Raw genomic sequence first — 15,236 nt, forward strand, 5'->3', positions numbered from 1 at the left:
CCGGCCTCCGTCGGTTCCTCGCCGGCGGCGGACGGAGCGGCGGGCTCCCCGCCGGGCTCCTCGCCGTCGCGCGCCTGGGTCACGGTACGGGGCGCGGCCCCGCCCGCCGTGGTCACGTCCGCCCCGGGGGCGGGCTTCCCGGCCGGTTCCACGGTGGGGACCGTCCCGGCTTCACCCGACGGCTCCCCGGTCGCGGGGGCCGCGGCGGCGACGGCCGTGACGGCCCCGGGAGCGGGCTGCTCCGTGCCCGGCCCGGCCTCCGGTCCCGTCTCCGGCCCGGTCTCCAGTCCGGTCTCCAGTCCGGTCACGATGTGCGGCGCCTCGATGACCGCCACGTCCCCCGCGCCCACCGGGCTCAGCACCGGGTTGACACACCGCACCTGGTGCCCGGGCGTACGCGGCTCGGTCAGCTCGGGAGTGCCCTGCAGGCACTCCAGGGTGTAGTGGTCGCAGCGCGGCGCGAAGGCGCAGCCGTCGGCCCAGGCGATCTGGTCGTTGATGGAGCCGCGGACGGGCCGCAGCGGCTCGCCGCGCGGGGCGTCGAGGCGGGGGATGGAGCCGAGCAGCCCGTTGGCGTACGGGTGGGTGGGCGAGGCGAACAGCTCGCGCCGCCCCGCCGACTCCACGGTCTTCCCCGCGTAGAGCACGTTGACCTGGTCGCAGAGGCCGGCGACCACCCCGAGGTCATGGGTGATCATCAGCAGGGCGGTGCCCTCCTCGTCCACCAGTTCCTTGAGGAGCTCCAGGATCTGCGCCTGGATGGTGACGTCCAGCGCGGTGGTCGGCTCGTCGGCGATGAGCAGCCGCGGCGCGCAGGCCACCGCCATGGCGATGAGCGCCCGCTGCCGCATACCGCCGGAGAGCTGGTGCGGGTACTCCTTCAGCCGCCGGCGGGGGTCGGGGATGCCGACCCGGTCCAGCAGGTGGGCGGCCTCCTTCCGGGCCGCCTCGCCCTTGAGCCCGCGGTGGCGGGAGAGGATCTCGGTGACCTGGACGCCGATGGGGACGACCGGGTTCAGCGAGGAGAGCGGATCCTGGAAAATCATCGCGAGCTGGGAGCCGCGCATCTCGCGCAGCTTGGCGTCGCCGAGCCCGAAGAGGTCGGTGCCGTCGAACTCGGCGCGCCCGCCGACGGTCACCCCCCGCTTCGGCAAGAGGCCCATCAGCGCGAGCGAGGTGACGCTCTTGCCACAGCCGGACTCACCGACGAGCCCGACCACCTCGCCCTGGTCGACGGAGAAGGACACACCCGACACGGCCCGCACGTCGCGGCGTCCGCGCGCGGTGAAGGTGACGGTCAGTTCGTCCACGGAAAGGAGCGGCATGTGATCAGCTCCGCAGTTTCGGGTCGAGGGCCTCGCGCATCGCCTCGCCGAGGAGTGTGAAGCCGAGGGCCGTGATGATGATGCCCACCGAGGGGTAGACCGCGAGCATGGGCGCGGCGTCGAAGAACCGCTGCGCCTGGGCGAGCATGACGCCCCACTCGGGCACGGCCGCGTCGGGGTTGCCGAGGCCCAGGTAGGAGAGCGCGGCGGCCTCGATGATGGCGGTGGCCAGGCTCAGGGTGGCCTGCACGATCACCGGGCTCAGCGAGTTGGGCACGATGTGGCCGAGCACGATCCGCCGCTTGCGCACCCCGAGCGCCTGGGAGGCGAGCACGTAGTCGGAGCCGCCCTGGGCGAGCATCGCGCCGCGCAGCAGGCGGGCGAAGATCGGGATCTGCACCACACCGACGGCGATCATGACGGTGGTGAGGCTCTGCCCGAGCACCGCGGCGACACTGACCGCCAGCAGCAGCGAGGGCAGCGCCAGCAGCATGTCGATGAAGCGCATGACGACGGTGTCGATCCGGCGCCCCAGACGGCCGCCGAGGGTGGCCGCGGCGCCCGCGCCGACCCCGATGAGACAGCCGACGGTGAAGCCGAGCAGCGTGGAGACCACGCCGACCAGCAGCGTCTGCCGGGCGCCGACCAGCATCCGGGAGAACTCGTCCCGGCCGAGGTGGTCCAGGCCCAGCCAGTTCTCCCCGCGCGGCCCGACGAACACGCTCTGCGCGGGAAGGACCTCACCGCGCCAGGCCTGGGCGGTCGGGGAGTACGGCGCGATCCACGGGCCGAGCACGGCGAGGACCACGAAGACGGCGATGATGCAGGCCCCGATGACGGCCATCTTGCTGGCCCGCAGCCGGCGGAACGCCTCGTACGCGAGGCTGTGCCCGGTGGAGGTCTCGGTCTGTGCGGTGAGCTCCGCGAGCCGGTCGATCTTGTCGGTCTTGGTGCTCATCAGTGCACCCGCACTCTCGGGTCGATGAGGTTGTAGGCGAGGTCCACCAGCAGGTTGAGGACCACGTAGGCCAGCGCGATGAACATGATGAAGCCCACGAGGACCGGGTAGTCCCGGGCGTCGATCGCGGTGCGCAGGAAGGAGCCGATGCCGCCGAAGGCGAACACCGATTCGGTGAGCACGGCTCCGGAGAGCAGGCTGCCGGTCAGCAGGCCGATGACGGTGACCACCGGCAGCAGCGCGTTACGCAGCACGTGCCGGCCGCGGACCACACGCCGGTGGAGGCCCTTGGACTCGGCGGTGCGCACGTAGTCCTCGCCGAGCACCTCCAGGACGCTGGCCCGGGTCATGCGGACGATGATCGCCAGCGGGATGGACGCCAGCGCCATGGCGGGCAGCACCAGGTGGACGAGGGCGTCCCAGGCGGCGTCCAGCTCACCCGTGAGCAGGCCGTCCAGCACGTAGAAGCCGGTCACCTCGGTGGCGTTGAGACCGGTGGTCTGCCGGCCGAAGCTGGGGAACCAGCCGAGGTTGACGGCGAAGATCGCCTTGAGGATGAAGGCGAGGAAGAAGACCGGGATGCAGATACCGAGCAGCGAGCCGGACACGGCGGAGACGTCCAGCCAGCCACCGCGCCGCCGGGCGGCGAAGTAGCCGAGCGGGATGCCGACCGCGATGGCGAGCAGCATGGCGAACACGCTGAGCTCGACCGTGGCGGGGAACCGCTGGACGAATTCCTCCCACACCGGCTGCCCGGTCTGGGTGGAGGTACCGAGGTCCAGCTCTCCCAGCCGCTTCAGGAAGCGGCCGTACTGCACCCACAGGGGCTGGTCCAGCCCGAGGGCCCGCTCGATCCGGATCCTGTCCGCCGCGGTGGCGCGTTCCCCGAGCATGGCGGCCGCGGGGCCGCCGGGCAGCTTGTGCAGCCAGAGGAACAGCAGGACGGACAGGCCGAGCAAGGTGGGTATGAGCTGCAGAAGTCTGCGTACGACGAGACGCAACACCCCGCGCTACCCCTTTCTGGTCATGTTGCCGATTGGTGCAGGAACCGGTCCGCCCGGCCACGGAGGTGCTGGTGTGGCCGGGCGGACCTTGCCTGCGGTGCGGTGTTACTTGAAGGAGACCTCGCCGAAGTTCTCCTGCGTCAGCGGGGAGACCTTGGGCGGGTTGACGTCCTTGGCGAAGGCGATCGCCGGCGGGGACGAGGAGATCGGCACACCGGGGAGGAAGTCCATGACGACCTCGTTGGCCTTCTTGTACAGCTCGGTGCGCTTCTCCGCGTCGGGCTCGGCGGAGGCGGCCTTCAGGGCGTCGAAGACCTTCTTGTCCTTGAAGCCCCACTGCTTGTCGTAGCCGCCGAACCAGGTGCCGATGAAGTTGTAGCCATCGTTGAAGTCACCGGTCCAGCCGAACAGGTACATCCCGCACTTGCCGTTCTGCAGCGAGTCGATGTAGTCCGGGTTCCACTTCATGGCCCGCGGCTTGACCTTGACGCCGATCTTCTCCAGGTCGGCCTTCATCAGCTCGAACATGTCGGCGGGGGCCGGCATGTACGGGCGGGTGACCTCGGTGGGGTAGCAGACCTCGATGGTCGGCGACTTCTCACCGGCATCGGCGAGGAGGTCCTTCGCCTTCTCCGGGTCGTAGTCGTAGGTCTTCACCTGGTCCGAGAAACCGGCCACGGTGTCCGGCATGAACTGGGTCGCCACGACGCCGCCCTCGGGGAGCTGCGTCTTGACGAGGTTCTCCCGGTCGATCGCGTGCGCGACGGCCTGCCGGACCTCCTTCTTCCGGAGGAGCTTCTCGGCCTCCTGGTTGAAGCCCAGGTAGAAGATGTTGAAGACGTCGCGGGTCGGGACCTGGAAGCCGTCCTTCTCCAGCGTCTTCACATCCGCCGGCGCGACCAGGTCGTAGCCCTGGATGTCACCGCTCTGGAGCGCCTGGCGGCGGCCGTCCTCGGTGTCGATGGTGCGGAAGACCAGCTTCTCGACGCCGGCCTTCTTGCCCCAGTAGTCGTCGAAGCGCTCAAGGGTGACTTCCTTGTTGCCCTTGCTCCACTTCGAGATCTTGAACGGGCCCGTGCCCGCGACCGTCCCCGCCTCCTGGCTGTACTTGGGGTAGCTGATCGCGTCACCCTCGCCGGTGGCCTCCTCCTTCGCGTAGGCCTTGATGGCCTTCGGGGAGTGGATGGCGAGCGCCTGGAGGGAGAAGCCGCCGGGGAGGTTGGCGGTCGCCTCCTTCACCTTGATGACCGGGGTCAGCTCGTCCTCGGCGGTGCAGGAGACGTAGTTCGCCTCGGGCGTCTCCTTGTCCTCGTTCTTCTTGAAACCACCCATGATGGTCTGCCAGTAGTACGAGACACCGCTGTTCTGGTACGTCCCGGTCCAGTTGAACCAGTAGTCGTAGTTGGCGCAGACGGCCTCGGCGGTGAGCTTCTCGCCGTCGTGGAACTTCACCCCGTCACGGAGCTTGAAGGTCCACTCGGTGCCGTCCTCGCTGGCCTCCCACGACTTCGCGAGACCGCCGACGAGCTTGGAGCCGCCCGGCTCGTGCTCGATGAGGGCCTCGAACGCCTGCCGGGTCACCCGGAAGGTCTCGCCGTCGCTCGCCAGGGCGGGGTCCAGGGAGGAGGGGTCGCCGGCGGCGCCGAAGATGAAGGTGTCGCCCGCCTCTCCGCTCTTGCCCGAGTCACGCTCGCTGGCACAGCCGGCCAGGACCAGACCCGTTGCCAAGGTGACCACAACCGCGCGGGCGGCTCCGGACTTTCTTATTCGCATGCTTACCCCAGGAAAGAACGGTGTTTGAGAGGGCGCTGACCGCCCGAACACTACAGACGACCATCCCCGTTGGAGAACAATCCGCATAGCGGTGATACCTACCTGAGACCCGGACAGCGCATATTTCGGACATTCCCTGAAGAAGTCCGGTTGACGCGGCGCCCCCGGGGTGGTGCCGGGTACCGCGGACCTGGGAAGAGGCTCCCGTGCGCCGGGGCGCCACGGACCCCGGCGCTCCGGTTGCCGGGACCCGCGGAGGCGGCCGCGGGGAGGGGAGAGCACCGGCGGGGCAGGAACGGATGGCCCGAAAGGGCACCAGGAGGGAGCGGGAATGTGCCCGCGCAACGCGGAAGGGCACGAGGGGCCGGCGGAACGGGGTGGCGTCCCGCGCCGGGGACGGTTCCGTGCGGGGCCGCCCCGGGCGCGGAGCCGCGCCACGGAAGGCCGCCCCGCGGGCCCGCCGGCGGCGGCCCCCGCCTCGGCAGACCTGTGCGGAGGGGTGCTTCGGAGGGATGTCCCGGAAGGTGTTCCGGAGGGGTGCTCAGTGCGACGCCGCGCCCGGCAGCATCCCGTGCGGCGGCGGATACCCGTACCCCGGGGCGCCCTCCCCCGGGCCGGGGACCCCCGCCGCGTAGCCCTCGCGGTCGAAGAACGGGCGGGAGCCCGCCCGCATCCACAGCGCCACCGGGTCGTACTCGTCGGACAGGGCGACCGTGGACACCGGCAGCCCGTCGGGAACGGCGCCGATGGACTGCGCCATCATCTGCCGCACCGACTCCACGGCCTGCGGGCCGTTGTCGTAGAGTTCCAGGCCGATGGCGAGGTAGGGAACGCCGACCGAGGGCTGCACCCAGGCACGGCGGAGCGCCCGCACCGCCGGGGTGCGGTGGGCGTTCTGCGTGAGCAGGGCGTAGAACTGCGGGATCTCCACGGCCGGTTCGCTGATCCGCAGCGGCCCGGCCGGCAGCCGGTCCAGCCCGGCGGCGATCCGGCGCAGATCCGCCCACGGGATGCCGACCCCGCCGCCGGGGGCGTGCGGGTTGAGCCACAGGCCCCAGCGGTCCGGGAAGAGCGCGGCCGCGATCTCCCGGCCGCCCACGACCTCGTGCGCCCGGTTCCAGCCGCTGGCCGCCAGCTCCTGCGCGGAGGTCACACAGGGGGCGTAGCCGTAGCCGTCGACCTCCATGTTGCCGTACTGGGCGTCGGGCGCACCCGGGTGCCCGTGCCACAGCAGCATCCACACCTGGCCGTCCGCCAGGGCCCGCAGCAGCGCCTCGTAGGCGTCGTAGCGGCCGGGCGTCACCTGCGGCAGCAGCTGCTCGACCTGCTCCCTGTCCCCGCCCGAGCTCACCTGGTTCCGCCCCTTCGTCGTGGATCCGCGCCGCCGGAGTGCGCCTGACCGCGCCCCACGGCCATCCAACCAGCTTACGGACCGGATGCGGTGGCGCCCGCCGCACTGTCCGCCGTCCGGGTGTCGCACACCCGCGCCACCGGGCGCCGGCCGGCGCCACCGGCCGTCCCGGGTCAGCTCTCCGCGGTGTGGAAGGGGCGCAGCCGGTCCCGCATCCAGTCGCCCACCGGGTCGTGCGCCACGTCCAGCAGCACGAGCTGGACGGGCCAGGGCACGGGGACGGCGCCGAGCGCCCGGCCGAGCGCGTCCAGCACCAGGGCGCGGTCCTCGGGTTCGCAGCGGGTGAGTTCCACCCCGACGAAGAGGGCGGGCGGGCCGGCCTCGACGCTGGCCAGCGCCCGGCGGGCGGTGCGCACCACCCCGGTGGTGGAGAACTCCCCCGCGGCGGAGGCCAGGAAGTCGACCGGCTCCTCCTGCCAGTCGGGCTCGAAGAGCCGCACCCGGCCACCGGAAGGGGCCCCCTCGGGGGCCGGCCCGCGGCCGGTGCGGCACAGCTCGGCCACGGCGGGCGGGGGCAGCGGGACCCCGACGGTGCCCTCCGGGTTGACGGCGATGCCCAGCTGGGGCGGCAGCCCCCGGGCGAACTCCCGCGCGGGCGCGACGGTGCACGGCATGTGCGCCCCGACGGCCCGCAGGAACTCCTGTTCGGAGCTGTACACGGGGACGCAGGCGAGGCCGTTCACGTCCATCGTCGGCAGGTCCAGCTCGCGGCTGGAGGGCCCGCCACCGTTCGGCAGCGGCACCCACACCCGGCTGCGGCCGAGCACCTCGATCAGCCGGGCGCCGGCACCCGGCACCCCGAGTGAGGCGGCGAGCACCTCCTCCAGCTCGTTGCTCGGGAAGCCGCCGGGCACACCGCCGGAGGGCCCGGCGGGGGCCAGGAGGTGCTCGTGCTGCTCCGGGATGCTCGTGCCGTCGATGCTCATGCCGTCCAACGCCGTCCCACCACGTGTCGTACGCGGCGCCCTGGGCGTGGACGCCGCACCCGGGGCCGCGCGCCCGTGCGGGCCGGACCGCGCGTACGCCGGAGGCGCCGTCCCGCGCCGGGCGGCGGCGGACGGCGTCATCGGCAGACCCGGGAGAAGAACACTAACGCCAGGACACCCCCGTCCGGCCAGGGGCCGTGCGGTACGGATTTCCCCGGGCCGGCGCCGGCCGGTACCGGACGGGCACCACTCGCCGGGGCGCACTCCCGGCCACGGCGCCCGGGCACGACGGAGGCAGGGCGGGGGTCCTGGTGAGCGGGGCAGGCGGATGCGGCCCCGGCCGGCGGATACGCCGACGCCCGGCAGGCGGTTACGGCCCCGGCAGGCCGGGGCGCCGACGGCCGCCCCCGTCACGCCGACGGGTGGGCGCAACCGCCGGACGGCACGTCGGCGCGGCCCGCCCACGGAGACGGGCGGACGCCCCAGAGGCGGGCCGGGTTCAAGACCCGCGAGGTCGCCTGGTCGATGGCGGTGGCCGACGGCCGGATCCACGCCTCCGCCCGCCGGTTCTCGCGCCGGCCGGGTCTCGCGCCAGGCGGGCGCGCGTCAGCGGGGCCCGGGGCCCGGGGTGGGAGCGCGTCAGCCGAAGCCGATGGCGTCCAGGGTGCTCGCCGAGGCGCGGTCCAGCAGCACCACGGAGGCGCACCCGGGGGGCGTGTGCCCGGCCTCCGCGTCGGCGACGAGCCGCGCCACCGCCCGCAGATGGCGCCCGAAGGCGTAGCCGGAGACGCCCCGCCCGCGCGAGACCTGCCCGGCCAGCGCGGCCTCCGGGGAGACGTCCAGCAGCGCCAGATGGAGGCCGCGGCCCCGGCGCCGGGCGTCCCGCGCCAGCCAGTGCCGCACCCAGGTGAGCGTGCCGCAGTCGTGGACGACGACGCTCGCCCCGGAGCGCAGCGCGCGCCGCAGCCCCCGGTAGTGGGCGAGGCGGACCAGCGGCCGGTAGAGGGCGTAGGGCAGCCCGGCGGGCAGCCGGTGCCGCCACCGGTCCCGGGAGTCCTGGGAATCCACGCGGTACACGGGGCCGCCGTGGATGTCGGACACCGTCACGGCCCGGCGGATCAGGGTGGACTTGCCGCTGCCGGGGAGGCCGGAGACGACGAGGACGTCCCCGGCGGGGTAGCACAGCGCGGCGGGCGCGGGCCTGCCCCGCAGATCCATGCGCGCCGCGGCCGCCGGGGTTCCGGTGTCCGTCCGCCGCGACCGGGCCCCCCGCTGCGGGGGTACCCGCGGACCGGGCGGCCGGGCCCCGGACGGTGGAGCGTCCGGGGCGATGCCGCCCGCCGGGACGGAGACCGGCGGAACGGAACACGGCACGGCGGCCACCGGCCCCGGGGAGGCGTGCGCCGCCGGAACCGGCGCGGCGGCGGCCGGCCCGGCGGGGTGCGGCGGGACGGAGACCGGGAGCAGGGGGATCTGCGGGACCGGAGCCGCGCCCGGCGCCTCCGGGCACGCCGCCGGGCCCCCGGCCGCCACGGGCCCGGACCCCACCGGCACCGCGACACCCGCCGGCACCGGCACGGCCGCCCCGCGCTCCGCGCCCGGCCGCTCCCCCGGCACCTCCCGCTCCGACGCGGCCCCGGATGTGACCGCGGACGTCCCCTGCCCCTGCACCGTGATGTCCCCCTCCGTACGGTCGCCCGCGGACCGTGCGGCCAGCGTGACAAGAACAACGAGACGTGACAACGCCGCCGACCGGCCCAAGAGTTCCGCGGCGGCCCCCGCTCGCGCGGCCACACGGCCGGCCGCCTCGCGCACGGCGCCCGCCGAACCCGCCGGCACCCCGCGGCACAGCCCTCAGCACAGCCCACAGCACAGCCCACAGCACAGCCCACAGCACCCGGATGCTCACGGGAGTCCCGGACCGCACCCCCTGGCACCTCCCCGGGGTCGCCGGACCGCCCCGGACTGCCCCGGGGGCCCCGGGGCCGCAGCTTCCCCGGCTCCCGGCCGCCGGCTTCCGCGACCGGGAAGCCGGCGGCCTCTCCCCGCGGAGGAATCCGGCGGGGCGCCCGTCCCCCGTACGCCGGTGCGCCGCCCCCGCCGCGGCAGGCCGGCCCGCCCCGGGCGCCGGCCGGGGCCCGCCCCGCCGGCGGCGGATGTGCCGCTGCGCACAGCCCGGCCCCCTCCCGGGGTTCCCGTGCGATGATGACCGCGCCAACTGCATACGCCGTTCGAATCCGCGCGGGAGAGTTCCCGGTGCCCGGCCCGTGGCCGGTCCCGCCGGGGCGCCGAAGGAGCAAGCTCTCCCTTGAATCTCTCAGGCCCCGTACCGCGCGGACGAGGCACATCTGGAAAGCGGGACACCGCCGCGTGTCCCCACCCAAGGTGCAAGTCACGGCCGGTGGTCCGCCCGGGAAGACCGGGCGCCGGATCCGCCGGGCCGTGGCGAAGCTCTCAGGTTCCATGACAGATGGGGAGACTGTGTCACCGCGGCCGTCGCCGATCGCGCGCCGGCCCCGCCGCCGCACAGCCGTCCAGCGCGGAGCCGCAGAGTCCGCCACCTTCGTCCGGGAGCCCACGCCATGACCGACGCCCCCCGCCGCACCCCGCTCGACGCCCTGCACCGCTCGCTCGGCGCCGTGATGACCGACTTCGCCGGCTGGGAGATGCCGCTGCGCTACGGCAGCGAACGGGACGAGCACACCGCGGTCCGCACCCGCGCCGGCCTCTTCGACCTCTCCCACATGGGCGAGATCACCGTGACGGGCCCGCAGGCCGGACAGGCGCTGAACCACGCCCTGGTGGGCAGCCTCGCCGCGCTCGCCCCGGGCCGCGCCCGCTACACCATGATCTGCGCGGAGAGCGGCGGCATCCTCGACGACCTCATCGTCTACCGGCTCGCCGAGGACCGGTACCTGGTGGTGGCGAACGCCGCCAACGCGCAGGTGGTGCTGGACGCGCTGACCGAGCGCGCGGCGGGCTTCGACGCCACCGTCACCGACGACCGCGAGAACTACGCGCTGATCGCCGTGCAGGGCCCCGAGTCGGCCTCCATCCTCGCCGGGCTCACCGACGCCGACCTGGCCGGCCTCCGCTACTACGCCGGGCTGCCCGGCACCGTCGCCGGCGTCCCCGCGCTGATCGCCCGCACCGGTTACACCGGCGAGGACGGCTTCGAGCTCTTCACGGCCCCCGGCGACGCGGAGCGGCTGTGGCGGGCGCTGACCGAGGCGGGCCGCGAGGCCGGTCTCACCCCCTGCGGCCTCTCCTGCCGGGACACCCTCCGGCTGGAGGCCGGGATGCCCCTCTACGGGCACGAGCTGTCCACGGCGCTCACCCCCTTCGACGCGGGCCTCGGCCGGGTGGTGAAGTTCGACAAGGCGGCGGCCGGCGGCACCGACCGCGCCGACACCGCCACCACCCCGGGCACCCCGGTGGATTTCGTCGGCCGGGAGGCGCTGGAGGCCGCCGCGGCCCGCGCCGCCGAGGCCCCGCCGCGCAAGCTGGCCGGCCTCGTCGCGGAGGGCCGCCGGGTGCCGCGCGCCGGATACGCCGTGGTGGACGCGGGCAGCGGCGCGGTCATCGGCGAGGTGACCTCCGGCGCGCCCTCGCCGACCCTCGGCCGGCCGATCGCCATGGCGTACGTCGACCCGGCGTACGCCGCGCCCGGCACGCCCGGCGTGGCCGTGGACATCCGCGGCTCCCACGAGCCGTACGAGGTCGTGGCGCTGCCCTTCTACCGGCGGGAGCGCTGAGGTTCGCGCCGCCGGTTCGCCGGTGGCGCGCCTCCGTCCCGCCGCCGCCCGCCACCGTGTCCCGGGCGGCCCCGTCCCCCGCACCCGTCCCACGTCTCAAGACCCGACCACGAGCAGGCCACCACATCCAGGAGAATCAGCCCATGAGCAACCCCCAGCAGCTGCGCTACAGCAAGGAGCACGAGTGGCTGTCCGCCGCCGAGGAGGGCGTGTCCACCGTGGGCATCACCGCCCACGCGGCCGAGGCCCTCGGCGACGTGGTCTACGTCCAGCTCCCGGAGGTCGGTGCCACGGTGACCGCGGGTGAACCCTGCGGCGAGCTGGAGTCGACCAAGTCCGTCAGCGACCTGTACGCGCCGGTCTCCGGCGAGATCACCGAGGTCAACCAGGACGTCGTGGACGATCCCGCGCTGGTGAACTCCGCCCCGTACGAGGGCGGCTGGCTGTTCAAGGTGCGGACCGACGACAGCGCCGGGGAGCCGGAGCTGCTCTCCGCCGACGAGTACGCGGCCTTCGCCGGCGGCTGACGCCGCCCGGGCCCCGGCCCGTCCGCCCCTCGGCCCGCCGTCCCCACCGCCCGCACCTCCCTCACCGCCCTCACCTCACCGCCACCGAACGGGAAGACCTGATGTCGCTTCTCAACGATTCCCTGCACGACGTGGACCCGGATGTCGCCGCCGCCGTCGACGCCGAGCTCCACCGCCAGCAGTCCACCCTGGAGATGATCGCCTCGGAGAACTTCGCGCCGGTCGCGGTGTTGGAGGCCCAGGGGTCGGTCCTGACCAACAAGTACGCCGAGGGGTACCCGGGCCGCCGGTACTACGGCGGCTGCGAGCACGTCGACGTGATCGAGCGGCTGGCCATCGACCGGATCAAGGAGCTGTTCGGGGCCGAGGCGGCCAACGTGCAGCCGCACTCCGGCGCCCAGGCCAACGCCGCCGCCATGGCCGCGGTACTCAGTCCGGGCGACACCATCCTGGGCCTGAGCCTGGCGCACGGCGGCCACCTCACCCACGGCATGAAGATCAACTTCTCCGGCAAGCTCTACAAGGTCGCCGCCTACGAGGTGGGTGCCGAGACCGGCCGGGTCGACATGGAGCAGGTCGAGCGGCTCGCCCGGGAGGAGCGGCCCAAGCTGATCATCGCGGGCTGGTCCGCCTACGCCCGGCAGCTCGACTTCGCCGCCTTCCGCCGGATCGCCGACGAGGTCGGCGCCTATCTGATGGTCGACATGGCCCACTTCGCCGGCCTGGTCGCCGCGGGGCTGCACCCCTCCCCGGTGCCGCACGCGCACATCGTCACCACCACCACGCACAAGACGCTGGGCGGCCCGCGCGGCGGAGTGATCCTCTCCACGGCCGACCTCGCCAAGAAGATCAACTCCGCGGTCTTCCCCGGCCAGCAGGGCGGCCCGCTGGAGCACGTCATCGCGGCCAAGGCCGTCTCCTTCAAGGTCGCGGCGAGCGAGGAGTTCAAGGAGCGCCAGCGGCGCACCCTGGCCGGCGCCCGGATCCTCGCCGAGCGGCTCACCGCGTCCGACGTCGCCGAGGCGGGCGTCGCGGTCGTCTCCGGCGGCACGGACGTCCACCTCGTCCTGGTGGACCTGCGCGACTCCGAGCTCGACGGGCAGCAGGCGGAGGACCGGCTGCACGAGGTCGGGATCACCGTCAACCGCAACGCCGTCCCGAACGACCCGCGCCCGCCGATGGTCACCTCGGGGCTGCGGATCGGCACCCCGGCGCTGGCCACCCGCGGCTTCCAGGAGGAGGACTTCCGCGAGGTCGCCGACATCATCGCCGAGGCGCTGAAGCCGGGCCAGGACCTCGCGGCGCTGCGCGACCGCGTCTCGGCCCTGGCCGCGAAGCACCCGCTGTACCCCGGGCTGAAGTGACCACGGGGCCGGGATGACCGGCGGCCGGGGTGACCGGCGGCCGGGGTGACCGACAGGAGCGGCGGCGGGACCGCGCGGATGACCGGCGGGCCGGGACGACCGGCGCGGGGTGGCCCGGGCCGGAGTGACCCGGGCCGGCGGACGGCACGCCACGTGCGCGCCCGCGTCCGCCCCGCGCCTCTCCGCCCCCGGTGTCCGCGTTCCTCTCCGCTCCGCCGCCGCCTCCGCATCACCGCGCGGTGTGTGGTGTGCGGCGTGCGGCGTGCGGAGCGGAGAGGCCGCCCCGGAATGCCCGGCTTCCGCCCCGTAGGTACGCTGAAGCTGCCGGCAGCGGTGTTCCCTGCCTTACCGGCGGTTCCGGCGGTTCCGGCGGCTCCGGTTCCCTCCCTGGTCTCACCGTTCCCGGCGCCCTCCCGGCATCGCTCCGTGCGGCGGCCCACCGCACGCCGCCGCACGGGACCGACGGCCCCGCCCGGCCCGCCTCCTCCGGCCGGCCCCTCCCTCCCCTCCCCTCCGCACCGGCCCGCTCTCCGTTCCCGTCCGTTCCATCGCCCGTCCCGCCCGCGGCCACCACCCTCCGCGCCGCCGGCGGCCTGTTCCCCGCCACCGCGGGGTGATCCGGGGGTCCACACCGTGGCCGTTTCCGTCTTCGACCTCTTCTCGGTCGGCATCGGGCCGTCCAGTTCCCACACCGTGGGCCCGATGCGGGCCGCACGCATGTTCGCCCTCCGGCTGCGGCGCGAAGGGCTGCTCGACGCCACCGCCACCCTCCGCGCCGAACTCTTCGGCTCCCTCGGCGCCACCGGCCACGGCCACGGCACGCCCAAGGCCGTCCTGCTGGGCCTGGAGGGCCACGCGCCGCGCACCGTGGACGTGGAACGCGCCGAGGAGGAGGCCGAGCGCATCCGTGCCACCGGCCGGCTGCGGCTCCTCGCCGCCGAGGACGGCGGCGGCGACGCGCACGAGATCCCCTTCGACCCGGCCACCGACCTCGTCCTGCACCGCCGCCGCTCCCTCCCGTACCACGCCAACGGCATGACGGTGACCGCCACGGCCGCGGACGGCACCACCCTGCTGGCCAAGACGTACTACTCGGTCGGCGGCGGCTTCGTCGTGGACGAGGACGCCGTCGGCGCGGACCGCGTCAAGCCCGACGACGCCGTACTGAAGTACCCCTTCCGCACCGGTGACGAGCTGCTGCGTCTCTCCCGTGAGACGGGCCTGTCGATCTCGGCGCTGATGCTGGAGAACGAGAAGGCGTGGCGGAGCGAGGAGGAGATCCGCGCCGGGCTGCTGGAGATCTGGCGCGTGATGCGCGAGTGCGTCGCCCGCGGGCTCTCCCGGGAGGGCATCCTCCCCGGCGGGCTGAAGGTCCGCCGCCGCGCGGCGAACTCCGCCCGGCAGCTCCGCGCCGAGGGCGACGCGGCGGGCCGCGCCATGGAGTGGATCACCCTCTACGCGATGGCGGTCAACGAGGAGAACGCGGCGGGCGGGCGCGTGGTCACCGCCCCGACCAACGGCGCCGCCGGCATCATCCCGGCCGTCCTCCACTACTACACCCACTTCCTGCCCGGCGCCGACGACGAGGGGGTCGTCCGGTTCCTGCTGGCCGCCGGGGCGATCGGCATGCTCTTCAAGGAGAACGCCTCCATCTCCGGCGCGGAGGTCGGCTGCCAGGGCGAGGTCGGCTCGGCCTGCTCGATGGCGGCGGGCGGACTCGCCGAGGTACTGGGCGGCAGCCCGGAGCAGGTGGAGAACGCCGCGGAGATCGGCATGGAGCACAACCTGGGCCTGACCTGCGACCCGGTGGGCGGACTCGTCCAGATCCCGTGCATCGAGCGCAACGGCATGGCCGCCGTGAAGGCCGTGACGGCGGCCCGCATGGCGCTCCGCGGCGACGGGCGGCACCACGTCTCCCTCGACAAGGTCATCAAGACCATGCGCGACACCGGCGCCGACATGAAGGTGAAGTACAAGGAGACGGCCCGGGGCGGCCTGGCGGTGAACGTCATCGAGTGCTGACGGACCGGCCCGGGCCGCCGCGAGCGTGACGCGCGCGGCCGGGCCCGTCCCCCTCGCGCCCAAGCCCCGGCGCCGGGGCCCGTCCCGCCCGGCCGACCCGGCGCGCCCTGGCGGCCTCGTACGGAACCGCGCCGGCGGTGGCCTGAGCGGGAACTCCCCGGGCGTGCCGGC

General features: G+C 74.3%; 10 protein-coding genes, 1 pseudogene and 1 riboswitch. Of the genes and pseudogenes, 4 read left to right on the forward strand and 7 right to left on the reverse strand.

Going from position 1 to position 15,236, the window contains the following annotated elements; translation table 11 throughout:
* Positions 1–356: 356 nt before the first annotated feature.
* From HCK00_RS21505 to HCK00_RS21535, 7 genes and pseudogenes are all read right to left on the reverse strand, one after another.
* A pseudogene (locus HCK00_RS21505) lies at positions 357–1,325 on the reverse strand (ABC transporter ATP-binding protein); the annotation flags it as partial.
* 4 nt (positions 1,326–1,329) lie between these two features.
* Complete coding sequence (locus tag HCK00_RS21510; RefSeq protein WP_168103671.1) at positions 1,330–2,283, reverse strand: ABC transporter permease; 954 nt, start codon at positions 2,281–2,283, stop codon at positions 1,330–1,332.
* Positions 2,283–3,287, reverse strand: a complete 1,005-nt coding sequence (locus HCK00_RS21515; protein ID WP_168103672.1) for an ABC transporter permease — start codon at positions 3,285–3,287, stop codon at positions 2,283–2,285. The genes HCK00_RS21510 and HCK00_RS21515 overlap by 1 nt, the downstream gene beginning before the upstream one ends.
* 105 nt (positions 3,288–3,392) lie before the next feature.
* Positions 3,393–5,060, reverse strand: a complete 1,668-nt coding sequence (locus HCK00_RS21520) for an ABC transporter substrate-binding protein (RefSeq protein WP_168103673.1) — start codon at positions 5,058–5,060, stop codon at positions 3,393–3,395.
* A 541-nt stretch (positions 5,061–5,601) separates the two neighbouring features.
* Positions 5,602–6,375 carry an enhanced serine sensitivity protein SseB C-terminal domain-containing protein gene (locus HCK00_RS21525; protein ID WP_168103707.1) on the reverse strand — a complete coding sequence of 258 codons (774 nt, stop codon included), beginning with the start codon at positions 6,373–6,375 and terminating at the stop codon, positions 5,602–5,604.
* 209 nt (positions 6,376–6,584) lie between these two features.
* Entirely contained in the window at positions 6,585–7,397 is an 813-nt protein-coding gene (locus HCK00_RS21530; protein WP_168103674.1) for an enhanced serine sensitivity protein SseB, read from the reverse strand.
* Between the two features lie 639 nt (positions 7,398–8,036).
* Positions 8,037–8,729, reverse strand: a complete 693-nt coding sequence (locus HCK00_RS21535) for an AAA family ATPase (RefSeq protein ID WP_375781992.1) — start codon at positions 8,727–8,729, stop codon at positions 8,037–8,039.
* Between the two features lie 900 nt (positions 8,730–9,629).
* Positions 9,630–9,739: riboswitch (glycine riboswitch) on the forward strand.
* Positions 9,740–9,979: 240 nt separating this feature from the next.
* Here HCK00_RS21535 and gcvT point away from each other — a divergent pair.
* The 4 genes from gcvT (at position 9,980) to HCK00_RS21555 (ending at position 15,065) form a co-directional block, all read left to right on the forward strand.
* Positions 9,980–11,152, forward strand: a complete 1,173-nt coding sequence (gene gcvT / locus HCK00_RS21540; RefSeq protein WP_168103675.1) for a glycine cleavage system aminomethyltransferase GcvT — start codon at positions 9,980–9,982, stop codon at positions 11,150–11,152.
* Between the two features lie 143 nt (positions 11,153–11,295).
* Entirely contained in the window at positions 11,296–11,679 is a 384-nt protein-coding gene (gene gcvH, locus HCK00_RS21545) for a glycine cleavage system protein GcvH (RefSeq protein ID WP_168103676.1), read from the forward strand.
* 101 nt (positions 11,680–11,780) lie between these two features.
* On the forward strand, positions 11,781–13,043 hold the full coding sequence (glyA, locus tag HCK00_RS21550; protein ID WP_168103677.1) for a serine hydroxymethyltransferase: 1,263 nt from the start codon (positions 11,781–11,783) through the stop codon (positions 13,041–13,043).
* 633 nt (positions 13,044–13,676) lie between these two features.
* A complete protein-coding gene (locus HCK00_RS21555) occupies positions 13,677–15,065 on the forward strand; it encodes an L-serine ammonia-lyase (RefSeq protein ID WP_168103678.1) in 1,389 nt (462 codons plus the stop codon).
* The last annotated feature ends 171 nt before the right edge of the window (positions 15,066–15,236 follow it).

Origin of the sequence: Streptomyces zingiberis, assembly GCF_012034935.1 — a bacterium.
Lineage (GTDB): Bacteria > Actinomycetota > Actinomycetes > Streptomycetales > Streptomycetaceae > Streptomyces > Streptomyces zingiberis.